Annotated in this window: 12 protein-coding genes; 8 read left to right on the forward strand and 4 right to left on the reverse strand. The window is 48.6% G+C overall.

Annotated elements, in window-relative coordinates; translation table 11 throughout:
- Positions 1-40 precede the first annotated feature (40 nt).
- Positions 41-709, reverse strand: coding sequence for a hypothetical protein (locus ACKTT9_RS08400; RefSeq protein WP_407871193.1), 669 nt, complete (start codon positions 707-709; stop codon positions 41-43).
- A 526-nt stretch (positions 710-1,235) separates the two neighbouring features.
- On the opposite strand from ACKTT9_RS08400, the gene ACKTT9_RS08405 reads away from it, so the two are divergent.
- From ACKTT9_RS08405 to ACKTT9_RS08435, 7 genes are all read left to right on the forward strand, one after another.
- On the forward strand, positions 1,236-2,198 hold the full coding sequence (locus ACKTT9_RS08405) for a carbohydrate ABC transporter permease (RefSeq protein ID WP_407871194.1): 963 nt from the start codon (positions 1,236-1,238) through the stop codon (positions 2,196-2,198).
- Entirely contained in the window at positions 2,195-3,037 is an 843-nt protein-coding gene (locus ACKTT9_RS08410; RefSeq protein WP_407871195.1) for a carbohydrate ABC transporter permease, read from the forward strand. The genes ACKTT9_RS08405 and ACKTT9_RS08410 overlap by 4 nt, the downstream gene beginning before the upstream one ends.
- 106 nt (positions 3,038-3,143) lie before the next feature.
- Positions 3,144-4,901, forward strand: coding sequence for a sensor histidine kinase (locus ACKTT9_RS08415; protein ID WP_407871196.1), 1,758 nt, complete (start codon positions 3,144-3,146; stop codon positions 4,899-4,901).
- Positions 4,902-5,084: 183 nt separating this feature from the next.
- Positions 5,085-6,704, forward strand: a complete 1,620-nt coding sequence (locus tag ACKTT9_RS08420; RefSeq protein WP_407871197.1) for a response regulator — start codon at positions 5,085-5,087, stop codon at positions 6,702-6,704.
- A gap of 21 nt (positions 6,705-6,725) precedes the next feature.
- Entirely contained in the window at positions 6,726-7,793 is a 1,068-nt protein-coding gene (locus ACKTT9_RS08425; RefSeq protein WP_407871198.1) for an NAD(P)-dependent alcohol dehydrogenase, read from the forward strand.
- Positions 7,794-7,814: 21 nt separating this feature from the next.
- Positions 7,815-8,903, forward strand: a complete 1,089-nt coding sequence (locus tag ACKTT9_RS08430; RefSeq protein WP_407871199.1) for a Gfo/Idh/MocA family protein — start codon at positions 7,815-7,817, stop codon at positions 8,901-8,903.
- 16 nt (positions 8,904-8,919) lie between these two features.
- Entirely contained in the window at positions 8,920-11,133 is a 2,214-nt protein-coding gene (locus tag ACKTT9_RS08435; protein WP_407871200.1) for a glycoside hydrolase family 105 protein, read from the forward strand.
- On the opposite strand, the gene ACKTT9_RS08440 is transcribed toward ACKTT9_RS08435, so the two are convergent.
- From ACKTT9_RS08440 to ACKTT9_RS08450, 3 genes are read right to left on the reverse strand one after another with little or no spacing between them, the layout of a single operon-like run.
- On the reverse strand, positions 11,117-11,980 hold the full coding sequence (locus ACKTT9_RS08440) for a transglutaminase domain-containing protein (RefSeq protein WP_407871201.1): 864 nt from the start codon (positions 11,978-11,980) through the stop codon (positions 11,117-11,119). The genes ACKTT9_RS08435 and ACKTT9_RS08440 overlap by 17 nt on opposite strands.
- Positions 11,977-12,936, reverse strand: coding sequence for an alpha-E domain-containing protein (locus tag ACKTT9_RS08445; protein WP_407871202.1), 960 nt, complete (start codon positions 12,934-12,936; stop codon positions 11,977-11,979). Before ACKTT9_RS08445 ends, ACKTT9_RS08440 begins: the two co-directional genes overlap by 4 nt.
- 31 nt (positions 12,937-12,967) lie before the next feature.
- Positions 12,968-14,425, reverse strand: a complete 1,458-nt coding sequence (locus tag ACKTT9_RS08450; protein WP_407871203.1) for a circularly permuted type 2 ATP-grasp protein — start codon at positions 14,423-14,425, stop codon at positions 12,968-12,970.
- 347 nt (positions 14,426-14,772) lie between these two features.
- Here ACKTT9_RS08450 and ACKTT9_RS08455 point away from each other — a divergent pair, with 347 nt between their 5' ends.
- Positions 14,773-16,980 carry a methyl-accepting chemotaxis protein gene (locus ACKTT9_RS08455; protein ID WP_407871204.1) on the forward strand — a complete coding sequence of 736 codons (2,208 nt, stop codon included), beginning with the start codon at positions 14,773-14,775 and terminating at the stop codon, positions 16,978-16,980.
- Positions 16,981-17,082 lie beyond the last annotated feature (102 nt).

Consider the following 17,082-nt stretch of genomic DNA (forward strand, 5'->3'; position numbering starts at 1 on the left):
TGCACATGTTGGTTTAGTGGCAAATAGCAGGAGTACAATTTCAAAAGTAATCTATTGCCTCCCTAGCTAGTTCATATCGGACAATTCGTTCCCTGCTTCCTCCATAAGAAGGGCGCAGCAGACCTTTTGCACACATTCGTTTCAGCATAAGCACTGATGTCTTGTGATCGATTTCAAAATGACGCTCAACGTCCTTAGGGCGAAGAGATCGCGACTGCTCTATGGCTAGCCGAATAACCTCCTTTTCAGCAAGCTGTGCGCGTGAAACGGGGTGGTGGCTGGGCTGATATTTGCTTAGCACCATACGAAGCAAGGTGATGCATAGGTCTGGACGCTGCTCAATATCGTCATAAGCAAACGAAATAACATGGAAATCCATGGCATGAAGAAACGTCTCGCGATTCAACTCGTTGCAGTACTTTTGTCTGTCCATATCACGCACATGTGTGGCGTAGCCCTTGATCTCAAAGATCAGCTTCATGTATCCCGGCAGCCAAGCAAAATCTGCAAAGTAAGGTCTTCTCCGCCAATCCAGTACTTCGTATTCAGGGTGAAGATCTTTGAAGTTGCCCCTGAGAGGCCACCAGACGTTCCTTAGAAACAGTATTTCGGCATGCTGGTGCCCTCTTTCCAGTCTGCCCCGGCGCTCGCCCGATCTTTTTTCGGTATGTCGGCGAATAAATGTTGCGTGTGCTTCATCAAAAGTCATGTTCACAACTCCTTTGGCGGAAATAAAAAAACGCCCCGTACCCATTCGTAGGAATGGATCGGGACGTGCTTCGTCGCTTGTTTTCATTATAGAACAAATGTTCGTTATTTGCAAGATGTTTTTGAGATATTGACGGTCCGGTCCGATAAGTTTCCACCGAACTTCTTCGCCATATCTCCCGCAGGTAATATTTAGCGTTAAATGGATATTATACCGCTAATTTAACCGTGGTAGAGGCTAGGAAGGAAATAACAGGAAAAACTACTTCTAAATCGGCGATAATGTGAGTTCAAGCCCCGATTCCCTCATAATAGCAGGAGAAATTCCAGTTACTGGGGCGAAACGTGGACCGGAGGAGGGAATTAGCAGGAGTTATCGGCGTTATTTACAGGGAGATACGACGCCCTCCCCCCTCTTTTCGGGATATTTTAAAAGAATTCGATGATTCCTCTCATTTAGTACCTAGAGATAAGCCTTTATACTTGAGATATACAAGTAAACAGACTAACTGCAGAGGTGAACTTACATGAATCGTTCCACAGCCGTTGCCGTGAAAGCCGCTGCGAGCACGAAGAAACGCCGTTCTTTCCTAAGTCGCTGGGACGCGCCAATTGCGGGATATTTATTTATTTTACCATGGCTGCTCGGATTTTTCGGGCTTACCGCGTATCCCATGTTCTTATCGTTGTATTACTCCTTCACTGACTATACGCTGATGGAACCCATTAGTTGGGTCGGATTTCATAACTATGAGAGAATCTTCACGGCAGACGCGAAGTTTCTGCAATCCGTCAAAATCACGTTTTTCTACGTGCTGGCCTCCGTACCTTTGAAGTTGGTAGCGGCTCTACTAGTCGCTGTACTGCTGAACAAAGCCATGAGAGGAATCTCAGCTTACCGTACGGCGATCTATTTCCCATCCCTGATTGGGGGCAGCATCGCAGTATCCTTGCTGTGGCGGAACATTTTCGGCATCGATGGTATTTTCAATGAAATCCTTGCGAAGTTCGGCATTCAAGGCATTGGTTGGATTACTAATCCGAGCACGGCCTTGTGGACGCTTATTTTATTAACCGTATGGCAATTCGGATCTTCGATGGTTATTTTCTTAGCGGGACTGAAACAAATCCCAAGTGATCTGTATGAAGCTTCCGGCGTGGACGGAGCGAACCGATTTGTACAGTTTTTCAAAATTACACTGCCGATGCTTTCACCAACTTTATATTTCAACTTGATTATGGGCGTTATTAATGCGTTTCAAATGTTCACCTCGGCTTACGTCATCACAAACGGCGGTCCGATGAACTCGACTTACGTCTATGCCATGTACTTATACGAGAGGGCCTTCAGCCGTTACCAATTGGGGTACTCCTCTGCACTGGCCTGGATCATGCTCATTATGATTGTTATCGTGGCGGCTATTATTGCGGGCACCTCCAAATACTGGGTATTTTACGAAACCGATACAGGAGGTAAAAAGAGCAAATGACGATCAAATGGAATCAAGCTGTCCGTCACTTATTCATGATTGCCTTCAGCTTATTGATGGCTTATCCGGTCCTTTGGTGGATCGGCGCTTCGCTTAAATCCAATAGTGAATTAAGTTCGCCGAACTTATTTCCGGCCTCGCCGCAATGGAGCAATTTTGTGAAAGGCTGGAATTCGGTTCCGGGACATTCGTTCACTGACTTTTATCTCAACACGTTCGGATTAGAAATTGCCGTTCTTGCCGTAACTTTGATTTCCAGCACGCTTGTCGCATTCGGTTTCGGCCGTCTGAATTTCCCGCTCAAAACCTTCTGGTTCTCACTGCTTATGGTCACATTGATGCTTCCAGGGCAAGTGCTCATCATTCCGCAGTATGCGATGTTCCATCAGTTAGGTTGGGTGAACACGTACCTGCCGTTTATTGTGCCTCATTTGCTCGCTAGCGGCGCGGGTGGAACGTTTTTCGTCTTCCTGCTCATCCAATTCGTACGCGGTATTCCCAAAGAACTGGATGAATCGGCGAAAATAGATGGCTGTTCCTGGTTTGGCATTTACTGGCGAATTGTTATGCCGCTTACGAAACCGGCAATTGTTACGGTCATGATTTTCTGCTTCCTGTGGAACTGGGACGATTTCCTAGGGCATCTGCTCTATATTAACTCGGTCGACAAGTACACGGTCGGTCTGGCTCTTCGGATGATTAATGATTCCCAGTCCGGCCAAGAGTGGGGCCAGCTGCTGGCGATGTCGCTTGTCTCGATTGTGCCTGCGACACTGGTTTTCATGTTCCTGCAGAAGTACTTTGTCGAAGGGATTGCAACGTCGGGCATTAAAGGATAAGATGAAAAACAAATAAGGAATCCATAGAACGGTAAAGCGACGAAGCAATTTCGTTGTTTTACCGTTTCTTTCGCCTAATCGGATACTTAATGGGAGCGAAGACCGCATGACGAATCCTTTCAAAAAGTTTAGAATCGATCACCTGTTTTTCCGCAGTTTTGCCGGATTTATTATCGTTGTATTGGCTTGCAGCGTATGGGCCAGTTATAGCATTTCGTCCAAAGAGCTTGCCCAAACGACGTTCCAATATCAACAGAAGCTGCTTGATGAGCTGAATAACGAAATCACGACAAGGCTTGTTACCATCGAGCAAATCTCTTTGTCTACATCGCGCGACAACGAGCTCATTACCTTCTTGGCTAATAAGCAAGATGAGTTCGATCGTTATCGGAGATCCATTGGCGTTGAGAAGGCGCTTGCGAACTTGACGTATTCCATTCCGCTCATCCAAGGCATTGATTTGTATATGAACCGACCGCTTGAGGGCGATGCCAAGAGCTACATCCAATTCCGGGACATGGCGGATTTGGATAAGCAGTCATGGTCAACGCTGCTGACAGGCAATGATTTTACATGGTCGATCGAGCATTTAATTCCCAGTTTTCAAGGCGATGTGCCGGTCCTGAGTTTTGCCAGAAAAATTATGTATGACGACAAATACTTAGGTGTGCTGGTCATCCACGTGAAAGCGGATCAGATTAGAAGTGTGCTGGCGGGTCATTCTTCGGAAGCGAACCGGATCATGATTGACTCGCGGGGAGAGCAGTTTCTCAAGATTGGTCAGATCCCGGATCATAACGAATTGTCCAAATGGATGGAAAGTGGTGTGAAACAGAAACAGTCGGGTTATGTGCGCACCAAAGGCAGCAGCGAAGCGGGCGACTCCCTTTTGGTCTACTCGAAGTTGCTCGATTCTACCTGGACGCTGGTTGAAATCACGCCTTGGCAGCAAATTACCGCAGGCAGTATCAGACTGGCCGAAGTCATCGGCATCATTGGTATTGCGGCTGTTCTGCTGACGCTGATTTTGACGCACTTTTTGAGCCGCCAATTCACAAAGCCCATTAAGAAACTTGTGAGCGCAATGGGCGTCTATTCCGTAGGCGGTAATAATGTGGAGCTTCCAGTCGATTATCAAAATGAGTTCGGCTACTTGTTCGCTGGTTACCGCAAACAAAATGAGCGGATCGAGGAGTTATATCTCTCCTTGCAGCGCAGGTACGAACAGCAGCGCAAGGCGGAAATTGAGGCGCTGCAGGCGAACATTAACCCGCACTTCCTCTACAATACGCTTGATCAGCTGAATTGGATGGCGATTGAGGCGGGGCAGGATGAGATTAGCCGTATTTTGGAGCTCATGGGACGTATGTTTCGGATTGGCCTCTCGAACGGGGACAGCTTTATTACGATCGGCGAGGAACTTATGCACATCGAGTGTTATTTGGAAATTCAACAGCTGAGGTGGCGAACAGGGCTCGAGTATGGCATTGAGGCGTCCCCGGACCTCCGCAACCTGTTCATCCCGAAGCTGACATTGCAGCCATTTGTGGAAAATGCGATTGTTCATGGCTTTAATTCACGCCGTCAAGGTCACATTCAAATTCGACTGGTGGACTCTCTGAATAACATTCAGATTATCATTGATGACGATGGCGTTGGGCTTCAACAAGTGGTGGAAAAGAAACATAAACGCCATACGGGCGGTTATGGTATTCGCAATGTCAGAGAGCGAATTGCGGGATATTTCGGTGGCGAGTATGGCATTACGCTGCAGGAACGGCCAGAAGGAGGAACGCGTGTCGTCATCGTGCTTCCCCGTCTGGCTCAGCCACCCGTGAAGGATCAGCTGGAGAAAGCGGAGTAGTTCGTTGTATTTTAAAATAAATCGTTCAATCCTCTCATTTCAAAGATGGGCTTGTATTGATAGTATAAAGATAAGTGATCAAATAGGAATAATGAAGCCTGGAACAAAAGCTTGTTCCGGGCCGATGTTATATGACATAGCAGTTATCATCAAACAAAGGTTGAAGTTAAGGAGGCGGGCATTGTGTGGAAGATCGCGATCATTGACGATGAACGCCAAGTTCTTCAAGGAATGAAACGAGCCATACCTTGGGACGAGCTTGACGCAGATTGGGTTGGCGAAGCGCTCAACGGGCAGGACGGACTGGAGCTCATTCGAACGGCTGCCCCGGATATTGTCATTACGGATATCTATATGCCGGTCATGAATGGCCTTGATATGATTGAGCAGCTAAGAAAAGAAGGCTTCGGTGGGAAGTTTATTATTTTGAGCGGATACTCGGATTTTGAGCATGCGAGGCAGGCGCTTCGGTGCAATGTGAGTGATTATTTATCTAAGCCAATCAGCGTTCCTACGTTAAAAACGATTCTTGGCAAAGCCATTGGAGAGCTGATGGAAGAAGAAGAGAAGCGGATTAAGCAGGACGAGCTTCAACAGAAATTAATGCTGTACGAGCCTTTTATAGAAAAAGAATGGGTGAAATCGGCGGTTGCCGGAACCCTGGACAGCTCCTATCGGAATGAGGATCGGCTGCCAAAGCCTTACCGCTTCTGGTGTGAGAGCAAACATGTGGTCATAGGCATTGACCTGATTCGAGATGTTCGAACATCGGACCTGTCGCTGCCGGATTGGAGCTTGTTCCGTTTTGCGATTAGCAATATCGTCTGCGAGGTGGCACGCGAAACCTTCCCGGCCATTGAATATGTAGAGCTTCATGGATCGCGGGCTGTGCTTATCCTTCATCCTCAAGTAGACAGCTTGCAGCAAGAGCTGGATCAGAAGCTCGGCAAGCTGGGGATCAGGCTCATCGATTGCATCAAAAGTTATTTGAAGTTGGTCATTCGTGTGGGCATCGGGGGCACCAAAGAAGCTTGGACGGAAATGCCGGATTCAACGGAGGAAGCGTTTCGAGCGATTGATTTACGGGATCGCCGTGTTGATTCGGCTTATGATTTGTTCGTGTATAGCGAAGAAATGAGAAAAGATCAGGGGACGCTTGTGATGCGGCCGGCCAAGTTTTATTTTGAATTAGCCGGTGCGATGAAGGCTTCACAGGAATCGCAAGCACAGCAGCTTGTGGCGCAGTATATCGATCAGTTAAAGGAACAAAAAGGGATAACACCGGACTATGTGCAAATGCTGGCGGGGGAGCTATGGGGTATTTTTGCCTATTGCCTCTATGAGGTCGGCATGGTGCTCGATGATATTTTCCCGAATGATCAGATTGTGAAAGAAATGGTTGGATTGACATTGCCCGGGCAATTAAGGGAATGGCTTGCGGCCAAAATATCCGTTATTTTCAACAGCAGGCAATGGAAAGGTAACAGTAAACACAGACAAGCGGTCGATTTCATGACACAATATATCCATGAGCATTACGCAGATGATATGACGCTTGCCGATTTGGCGGATAAGGTGTATATCTCGCGGAATCATCTGTCGATTATTTTCAAAAACATGACCGGTGAAACATTCAATACCTATTTAACGCGCGTACGTATTGAAAAAGCTAGAGAACTGCTGCTGGAAAGAAACATGCTCGTCTATGAAGTGGCGGAGCGTGTGGGCTACAAAAACGTGCCTTATTTCAGCACACTTTTCAAGAAGTTTACCGGCATGAACCCGACAGAACTCATCAAATGATGGCAGAGGGAGAGAGAAGAAATGAATGCACAACTACCTGCAAGAATGAAAGCGGCTGTCATGACGAAGCCGGGAACAATTGTGATGGAGGAGCGCCCAGTCCCGCAAGTCGACGCGAATGAAGTGTTGGTCAAGGTAATGGCTGTTGGGGTATGCGGTTCGGACGTTCATTATTTTGAAAATGGCCGAATTGGCCGCTACGTGGTCGAGAAGCCGATTATTCTCGGGCACGAATGCGCGGGTATCATTGTCGCTGCAGGCGCTTCGGTGACTAACGTGAGTCTTGGCGACCGTGTCGCCATCGAGCCGGGCGTCACTTGCGGACACTGTCAGGCCTGCAAAGAAGGCCGTTATAATCTGTGCCCGGATGTGCAGTTCCTGGCTACGCCGCCAGTGGACGGTGCTTTCGTTCAATATATGAAAATCCGCGCGGACATGGTATTTGCCATTCCGGAGCATTTAACCTTCGAGGCTGCGGCGCTCAACGAGCCCTTCTCCGTCGGCATTCACGCGGCAAAGCGCTGCAACTTGCAGCCGGGTTCGACGGTTGCCATCATGGGCATGGGGCCGGTCGGCTTAATGGCCGTAGCGGCAGCAAAATCATTCGGCGCGAGCCGGATTATCGTCACGGACTTGGAACAGGTCCGCTTGGAGGCCGCCAAACGGTTGGGCGCGACGGACGTCATCAACGTCAAAGATGAGGATGCGGTTCAGCGCATCAAGGAGCTGACGGATGGGCTTGGCGCGGATGCCGCTTGGGAAACGGCCGGCAATCCGAGAGCTTTGCAGTCAGCGCTGTATTCCTTGCGCCGCGGCGGTAAGCTTGTCATCGTGGGCTTGCCTGCCCAGGATGAAATCCCTCTCAATGTCCCTTTCATCGCTGACAATGAGATTGATATTTATGGTGTTTTCCGGTATGCCAATACGTACCCGACAGGCATTAAATTCCTTGCCGGTGGCGGCATAGACACGGAAGCGCTCATTACAGACCGCTATCCGCTTGAACAGACGCAAGACGCGTTGGAACGAGCGATTCATAATAAAAGCGGCAGTTTAAAAGTCATGGTATATCCGAACGAAATCCTGTAAACGCAGAATGGGGAGGTAGTTATGATGAAACCAGTAAAATTCAGCTTGATCGGCGGTGCCGGTTTTCGCGCGCAATATTTCCTACGCATTGCACAGGCGCTGCCTGAGCGGTTTGAAATTAGCGGGATGGTTGTCAGAAGTGAAGACAAAGGCAAGGAAATGGAAGCGAAGTGGGGAACAGCTACATACCGGTCGCTTGAACAGCTGTTGGAAAACGAGCATCCGGATTTTGTCGTCGTTTCCGTCTCGCCTTCACAAAGTCTGGATTACCTTCTGGCCTTGGCGGAGCGGGGAATTCCCGTTCTGTTGGAAACGCCGCCTGCTCCTGATTTGAGCGGACTTCAGCTATTGTATGAGCGATTAACCCTTACGGGTGCGCGTATTCAGGTAGCGGAGCAGTACCATTTTCATCCCGTTCAGCAAGCGCGTTTGGAGCTTATTCGTACGGGTCAGTTGGGTAAAATTACGGAAACGACGGTATCCATCTCCCAAACGTACCACGCCGTTAGCTTAATCCGGAAAATGTTAGGGGTCAATTTCGAAGATGTTCGCATTAGGGCGATGCGTTTCGAGTCCTCGTGGGTTCAGGGGCCAAACCGCAGCGGTCCGCCAACAGAAGATAAGCTCATTCCTTTGCAGAGAGATCTGGCTTGGCTGGATTTTGGTGATCGGCTGGGCATTTATGATTTTACAAAAGACCAGCACCGCTCATGGACACGCTCCAATCATTTATCCGTTAGAGGGCAGCGTGGGGAAATTTTCGATAACCGGGTTCTGATTCAGCAGGAATCATGCACAGAGCTTCGAATGGAGCTGAAGCGCATGAACAGAGGCGAGCTGGAAAACGCGGAAGGGTATTACCTGAAAGGAATTCTCTGCGGTGACAAATGGGTCTACGAGAATCCATTCGCTCCCGCTAGATTATACGATGACGAAATTGCGATTGCCGCATGTCTGCAGAAAATGGCTGAATATGCCTTTGGTGGGCCAAGCTTTTATAGCTTGGAAGAGGCTTCGCAGGATCATTATCTCGGGATGATGATCGAGAAAGCTATTTCAACCGGAGAAACGATCACGACAGAACCGCAGTGTTGGGTGCCCAAATCATAAGTGAGGAGCAGACAGAATGCCAGCCTATTTTCCATATGAAGCGAGCTTAGCTTACAAGTTGCATGACAACATCCCGGATGCGCTCGAGACGGTTGCTAATCGGTATATGGCGAATAATCCGGCTTATCCTTTTCAACTGAGAGCTTTTCATGAGAACGGTTTCATCCAAACGAGGAAAGGTTTATATGATCTGGATTTGAATGCCAAATTCCCGACAGCTAAGCTGGGGCAAATCGGATATGTATATGCCATGTTATGGAGTGACAGTGAGACGGAATGCCATTTAGCCATGAGTGTGCAGTCGCCTACTAATCTTTATATCAACGGAAAGCAAGTCTATCGTTCTAGTATTGGAGAGGAAAGAGACAGCAGCCTCCGCACTACCGTAGTTACCCCATTGCAGCAAGGGTGGAACAGCTTTCTTGTGCAAATAAGAAAGTCCCCGACAGGCTTCGGATGTAAGCTTGGATCGACCAGCAGCAAATGGGCGCCGCTTCATTTCATGTCCCCTTTTGCAGGCAGACGAGGTCAAGCGGGTTGGATTTATTCCGATTTAAGCGATGCAGAGCTGTTCTCGGAAGGAAACGAACCCTCCCTCGATCAAGCTGAGGAAAGATCAGGAGTCAACTGGTATCCTGAGCAAAGTGATGGGCGCACAGCCTCTCCTGATCTTGACGGATATACCCGGCTGTATGGGCGTGATTCGGGCATGGTAGCTTACGCATGGTCCAAGCTGATCATACGTGAAACTGGTGCAGCGGTTTGCACGTTAAAAGGCAGAACATCTGGTGGCATTCGCATATGGATCGACAATCGTGAACTGCTCAACCAGGCTGCAGAAGGTGATCTTCATATTGAGTGGCAAGCCGCTTATGGCTCCTACGATTTGGTTGTGGAGTCACGCGCAGGCGAGCATCAGTGGGGTTTTACACTTGAGCCGCTGACTGGCGAAGAACGTTGCGATCTCCATCTTCCGTATCCAGTTCAAGGGGCTACCGGCAATTGGATGTATCTTGGCCCATTCGACGATTCCTTGCGGGCTGCGCCAAGCGAGATGACGGATCTGCAGAAAGTATTTGCCAATCGTGGGGGCGGCGTATATTGGAAGCTGGGAAGTGCGGGGTGGTGCGCAAGACCGTACTTGGAAAATAAGCTGTTCGGAAGATGGAACTATCATCTTGGCGTTACGTTAAATGGATTGCTGCGCACAAGTAAGCTCCTTGGACGTGAGGATATACGGAAGTATGTGGCAAAGCACATTGATCAATGTGTGAATATGTACGAGTACTCGCTTTTTGATCGAGATAAGTATGGGTATCAATCCCTCAACCAGCAGCTCGTCGAGTTGGATTCTTTGGACGATTGCGGCGCTTTTGGGGCTGCCATTCTAGAACTGTACAATCAGACGCAGGATCAGACCTACTTGCCGCTGCTCAAAATCATTGCGGATTATATGGAAAATGAGCAAATACGAAGAGCAGACGGGGCGTTTTATCGCGGGGATGACACGATGTGGGCGGATGATTTGTACATGAGTACGCCTTTCCTGGCGGGCTATTACAAGCTTACTGGCGATCTCACCTACATCGACGATGCGGCAAGGCAATTCCTTTTGTTCAAAAAGTATCTCTATATGCCGGAGCTTCAAATTATGTCCCATGTGTACGACTTCAAGCATGAGACACCGACGTATGTGCCGTGGGGACGCGGAAACGGATGGGTGCTGTTCTCCCTTGCCGAGGTACTCGAAGCATTGCCTGCCGATCATAAAGATCGGGAATCGCTGCTAGCATTCTATCGAGAGCTATGTGAAGGTTACCTTCGCTTGCAGGGGGTTAACGGCTTGTGGCACCAAGTGCTGACTGATGCTGAATCCTACGAGGAAACCTCTTGTACGGCCATGTTTATTTACGGTTTTGCAAAAGGGGTACGCCATGGCTGGCTGTCAACACCAGAACCCTACACAGCTGCTGTGCAGCTGGCTTGGCAGGGGCTGACCAACCACAGCGTGGACGAGCTGGGTAACGTACACGGTGTATGCCGAGGATCGAACTTCTCCTACTCGGAGGCTTACTACAAACACGATCTCCTCTGGGTCGAAAACGACACGCACGGAACGGGGATTGTGATGCTGGCCGGAGATGAAGTAAGGAAGATGTTCGATCGTCTGGCAAAGGATACGTTTATCTCATCTATCTCTGAGAGGCAGAAGCTTACTCAATCAGTTTGACATCGACAATGACTTCAAGATCTTGCCCGCCGGCTCCGCGATAGACCCCTTTGACAGGAACGATATCGTTATAGTCGCGACCATGGCCTAACTTGATATAACGCCAGTTGACCTCGCAGTCGTTGGTAGGGTCATACCCGAACCAGCCGCTGCCTGGGATCAGGCACTCCACCCAAGCATGGGAAGCTTGCGTAAATTCAGCGCTGCCTCCTTGCAAATCGCCGACAAAGTGATAGCCGCTCACGTATCTGGCTGGGATCCCCTTATCCCGGCAAACGGCGATCATCAGATGCGAATAGTCTTGGCATACGCCTCGTCTAAGCTTCAACATTTCACCAACTGTGGTCTGTACGGACGTAGCAGAAGGATCATAGGTGAAATCGCGATGGATCGTTGTATTGATAATGCTCAGCAAGTCATACAAGGAAATATGTTGGTCGTTAATGGCATCTGAATAGGCCTTAATTTCGTTTGTGAGTCCTGTATAGCTTGTAGGCAGTAAGTATTCCGCGTATTCATTTTGAAAATCATCGCTGAGCCGCAGCGCCTTCTCCTCATAAGGGGAGAGTGCTGCACTCGGGATGTTATCGTTATCGTGCGTCACAACGGTAGACTTCATTTTGATGGTGAGCTCTCGGTGGATTTTATTCACGGTGAAGGCATGCACCCGATTATGAAAGTAATCCGAATACGTAAAGAAAGCAGATACAGGTTCGGTAATCAAACTGTGATGATAGCAGGATTGACGATTGTCGGTCAGCGGTGTTAACCGGACTTCATTGACACTGTCCTGCACCGTATCTGCGTAGGAATAACGTGTGATATGCGTAATCTCCAGCTTCTTCATGCAATGACCTCCTCCCTGGAGGGAAAAAAGACTTTGGACATCCGAGTGCCCATCAGGTTGCACGATTCACGGAGAGCCTGCAGCGCCATTTCCAATTTACCGGATAAAATATCTTCCTCATCCATGCAGGCCAGGTTAGCTTTCACTTTCCCGGCCAGCTTGGCTAGTTTGTGTACCGTCATGTTTAAATCGGGATCTTCAAGCTGGATGCTTTTTAAGGAACGTTCCATCGCTTGAAAAGAGTAGCTGATCGATCTCGGGAAAGCCTCATGCAGCATCAGGAATTTGATGATATTGGTCAGGTTCACCGTATCTGCATATTCTCTGCGGAACGATTCATAACCGCTGACTGATTTGAGAACAGAGAGCATAAGCGGGTAGGAGGACATTTCCTCTTTGGCGTAGTCCTGGCATAAGGATTGCAGCAAGCGAAGCAAATTCTCCGCACGCTCCAGATACCGTCCTGCTTCTATGAAATGCCATTCATTTTGGCGCGGCATGACAGAGGTGGCAGCTCCGTGAAACATCGATAAATGATCGCGGACGTATCGGTAAAATAAATGCGGTGAATCGCTCGTGATATCACGGACATCTTTTTCTTTTAGCCACAAATATAAGCCATTCATAATATCCCATAGTTCAGCCGGCATTTTCTCGCGTATATTGCGCAGATTGGTTCGCGCATGATTGGTGCAAGCGAGCAAAGAGTTCACATTATTTTTATCAAGTGTGATGTATTGAAGGACGTACTGCTCTGTGCAATTGCTATATTGTTCGTTAAAAGCAGCTCTGTCGCCGATCGTATCGATTAACCGGCTCCACATTTGACCGCTGCCGCTTTCCCGTTCCTCGCGGATATGATAATAAACATCAATTAACCTCGCGTGATTCTCTGTTCTTTCTGTGTACCGTCCGATCCAGAATAAAGCTTCCGCTGTTCGTCCCATCATCACCATGTTCCGCTGCCTCCCATCAAAATGTGGATTTCTACGAATTCGTCACCCATGTGTCTTTGCAGCCCCCGCCTTGGGAGGAGTTCACGACAAGTGAACCTTCTTTGAGCGCTACTCGCGTAAGTCCGCCGGGAATAACCTCGATCGTTTCGCCTGCGATAACGAAGGCTCGAAGATCAATATGCCGTGCAGCCATTTGGCCATCCATCATGACAGGCGCTCTCGACAGCTGAATGGTGGGCTGGGCGATATATCGATCAGGGTTCACAATGATTTTCTGCCTGAAATCCGCCAGTTCACTGTCAGAAGCGGTTGGTCCTATGAGCATACCGTAACCGCCCGAGAGGGACGTTTCTTTGACGACCATCGTGCTCAAATGTTGGAGGACATGCTCGCGTTCATCCGGTCTTGAAAGAATGTACGTAGGCACGTTATTGAGAATGGGTTCTTCCTTCAAATAGTAACGAATCATATCGGGAACGTAGGCGTAGATGGCTTTATCGTCCGCGACCCCTGTGCCTGGGGCGTTCACGATGTTGATGTTGCCGGCGCGGTAGGCATTCATGATGCCTGCAACACCTAGCAGTGAATTAGGGTCAAAAGCAAGCGGATCGAGGAAATCGTCATCAATTCTGCGATAAAGCACATCAATTTGGCGAAGTCCTTTGATACTGCGGATGTACACCTTGTGATCGATGACGACGAGATCGTTTCCTTCTACAAGCTCGATTCCCATTTGCTGAGCAAGGAAGGTATGCTCGAAGTAAGCTGAGTTATAGCAACCTGGAGTCAGCAGACCAATAACGGGATCTTTTTTCCCGGCGGGACTGAGTCTGCGCAAAGCGGATAGAAACACGTTCAAACTTTGTTCGATATCTTGGATGGAGTGGCTAAACACGAGCTCGGGGAATAAGTGCGTCATGATGGAACGGCTCTTATATAAGTAGGAAAATCCTGACGGCGATCGGAGGTTGTCTTCGAGAACAAAGTATTCGCCGTGCTCATCGCGGATTAAGTCAATGCCTGAAACGGTTACGTACACATCATTAGGAATGGATAAACGCATCATTTCCGGCCGGAAGTAGCAGTTCGAGAGAACCATTTTTCTTGGAATAATGCCATCCTTGAGGATACATTGGTCATGGTAAATATCTTTGAGAAATAAATTCAGCGCCTTCACGCGCTGCCTAAGTCCTTTCTCAAGCTTCAGCCATTCATCCCTTGGAATGATGCGTGGAATGGGATCGAAAGGAATTGTGCGTTCGAGCGCCTCGGTCTGATCAGGACTGTACAGCGTGAAGGTGATTCCTTCTTCCATCATCCGTTTCATGGTGGCTGTTTGGCGTTTGTTCAAATTGCCGGACTTCATGGTCATGAACTGACGAAACACCGTTTGATAATGCGAACGAACCGAATAGGCGTTCATAAACATTTCATCGTAAAAGGGGTGGGGATTATAAGGTGTGGTGACCAGATTCTCAGGTTTTGACATCGCAGCTTCCTGGTTTCTTAACTATGCATTCGGAAGCTACATGGAGATAAGGGCCCGAAGCAGAAACCAGGCCTCCTTTCTGATCTTCATTCTTAAAATGTGTTAGAAAATATAACGTAAATTGATGGCGATGCCTATATTTTCTTATATTGTAGATTTTTCAGAAAATTATGTCAATATAACTGACGTAAAATTAATATGACGAAAGTACGGTGTAGTTCAAAAGTATTAAAAATTTTCGAAAATTCCTAATTTTGTATTGCGTTACGACAGAAACACCTATAGAATGTCGAATAAGGTAAATGTTAAAAAAATTCACACTCTATGTGAATATAGGGGGACGGGGTATGTTTGATTGGCTAGGTTTTCGGAAAGGGTTGCCGCTTTGGTGGTCATATCGGTTGAATCGTCACCTGAAGGAAGATGTGGAACATATCTTTGAAGGGATCGCTCATACACGGACTGAAATATTGCGAAGCTGGGTGGCAACGTACTGGTCACATCTGGACAGATTGCATGCGATGTTATCCGAGTCAGCTTCAACTGCTTCACCGATTTCTCAAGACTCAGCAGTTATACAGAAAATGCTCACTGCTGCGCTGAAGAGTGGAGCGGATTTTTCGGAAATTTTTATCTTAAATGAAAAAGCAGGTGTGAGTTACTCGACATACCCTGCTCACGTTGGCAAGACGTATGTAGTTGGAAGCGGTCTTATGAAAGGGTTGGAGGAGACGCGAAAAGGGGAGAAATGTTTGTTTGGGCCTTTTTCTGACCCGCTAACCCTGGAGATCGGTCCAAGTACCTCGCCGTTTCATGATGCGATGACAATGGCTTTTATTTTGCCTTTGGTGAAGAACGGGGAGTGGCAAGGGGCTATCTGCGGCCGCGTGCCGAACGATGTGCTCGGGGATTTGATTCAACGGGAATCCGGACATGTCTACCCAGATTCAGGCGATAACTATTTATTCATGGCCAAGCCGGTGTTGAATAAGCAGATTGCGCCAGGAACGGCGTTGTCCCGAAGCCGGTTTGAGGATCTGACTTTCACGCATGGCGATAATTTAAAAGATGGCGTACGCACGGATTTCGGAATCGTTGGCGTTAAGGAACATACGGAGTTGGAGCTGATCTTTACAGATCCGGCAACAGGGCAGCTGCACCCAGGTGTTGCGGGAACGATTGCCAAAGGAAGCAACCTGTTCGTGGAATTTCCGGGTTATTCGGACTATCGGCACATATCGGTTATTGGGAAGGGAGTCACGTTCCAGCTGCCGCATTGCCCTGATATATGGGGAATGATGTGTGAAGGGGATCTGGAAGAGGTATACCGGATTCGCAGCATCGATTGGAAAATGTTCAGCTTACAACTTAAATTTATTGTAGGTTTTATATTACTCTCAGGCGGTGGCTTTTGGCTGTTAAACGGTCATGTCTCAAACGGATTAGGCGCGGCGATTACAGCTGCTGCCAGTGCGATATACGGTTGGATCGGCTCCGGTATCCTCAGACGCAAAGGCAGTAAGCCGGTTGTTAAGCAGCTGGCCCAAATCAATAAGTTCATCCGTTTAAACGCGGAAGGCAGCGGGGATTTGACACAACGGTTGCGCGTACAGGAGTTTGCAGGGGATGAAACCCGGGAATTGGCGAAATGGATCAACAATATGATCGATTCCCTTGAGGGCATTATGCTGCAGGTGAAACAAGCGGCGGCTGAGGTTCAGATCAGTCAAGATCGGCTCAATGAATCGACCGGATCAACAGAGCAATCGACTGGTCGTATGAGCACCCAGATCCATAATATGATCCGTTCCTTGCGCGGACAACTGAAGGATATTGACGTCGCCAAGGATGTTACGCAAAATATGAGCGGCACCCTGCGAGAGCTTGAAGAGAAAGCATCCGATCAAATTGCAGTGGCCCAGGATGAAGTTGGCCGCATCGGGGATAAGATGAATCAGATTTCAGCCAAGGTAGCCGAAACGAATCAGACCATTCAGACGTTTCTGCTTACTACGCAAGAAATCCCGCAGCTGTTGAAAGTCATTGAGGAGATTTCGGCGCAGACGAATCTTCTCTCCCTGAATGCTTCGATCGAGGCGGCCCGGGTTGGCGAGCACGGCAAAGGTTTCGCCGTCGTCGCCGGCGAGATTCGTAAACTGGCCGATCTGACGAAGAAGTCGACGACGGAGATTAACGAGACCATAGAACAGATCGAGCGCCATGCGAATGAGGCCTTCCTCTCGATGGAGGAAGGCACGAAGGTCGTTTTGGAGGGGACGCAAATTGTGGCGGCGGCCTCCGAAATTCTCAGCAGCGCAAGCGCCCATGACACCATGAAAACGCAAGTGGTGGAGGAAGTGGTAGCGCTGATGGAGAAAGTGGCGGGCGTGAGCAAGGAGAACCGTCAAATCTCCGCCGAGGTAGAGCAAACGGTGCATGAGCTGCTGCAGGACATGCTGCATGTGCGCCAAACGACGGGAGATGTCGGGGCGATTACCCAATCGCTGCTCCAGCTCATGAATCAGTTCCAATTAACAGAAAGCCGTATTCGATAAATGTTCTAATCGTTCTTTATTCCTTCGCATGAGAGCTGACCCTACCTGCATAGAATGATAATGCAGATTAGGTCAGCTTTTTTGCGTTTGCTCACGCACGAA

The sequence above is a fragment of the Paenibacillus sp. P36 genome (assembly GCF_045866505.1).
GTDB lineage: Bacteria > Bacillota > Bacilli > Paenibacillales > NBRC-103111 > Paenibacillus_E > Paenibacillus_E chondroitinus.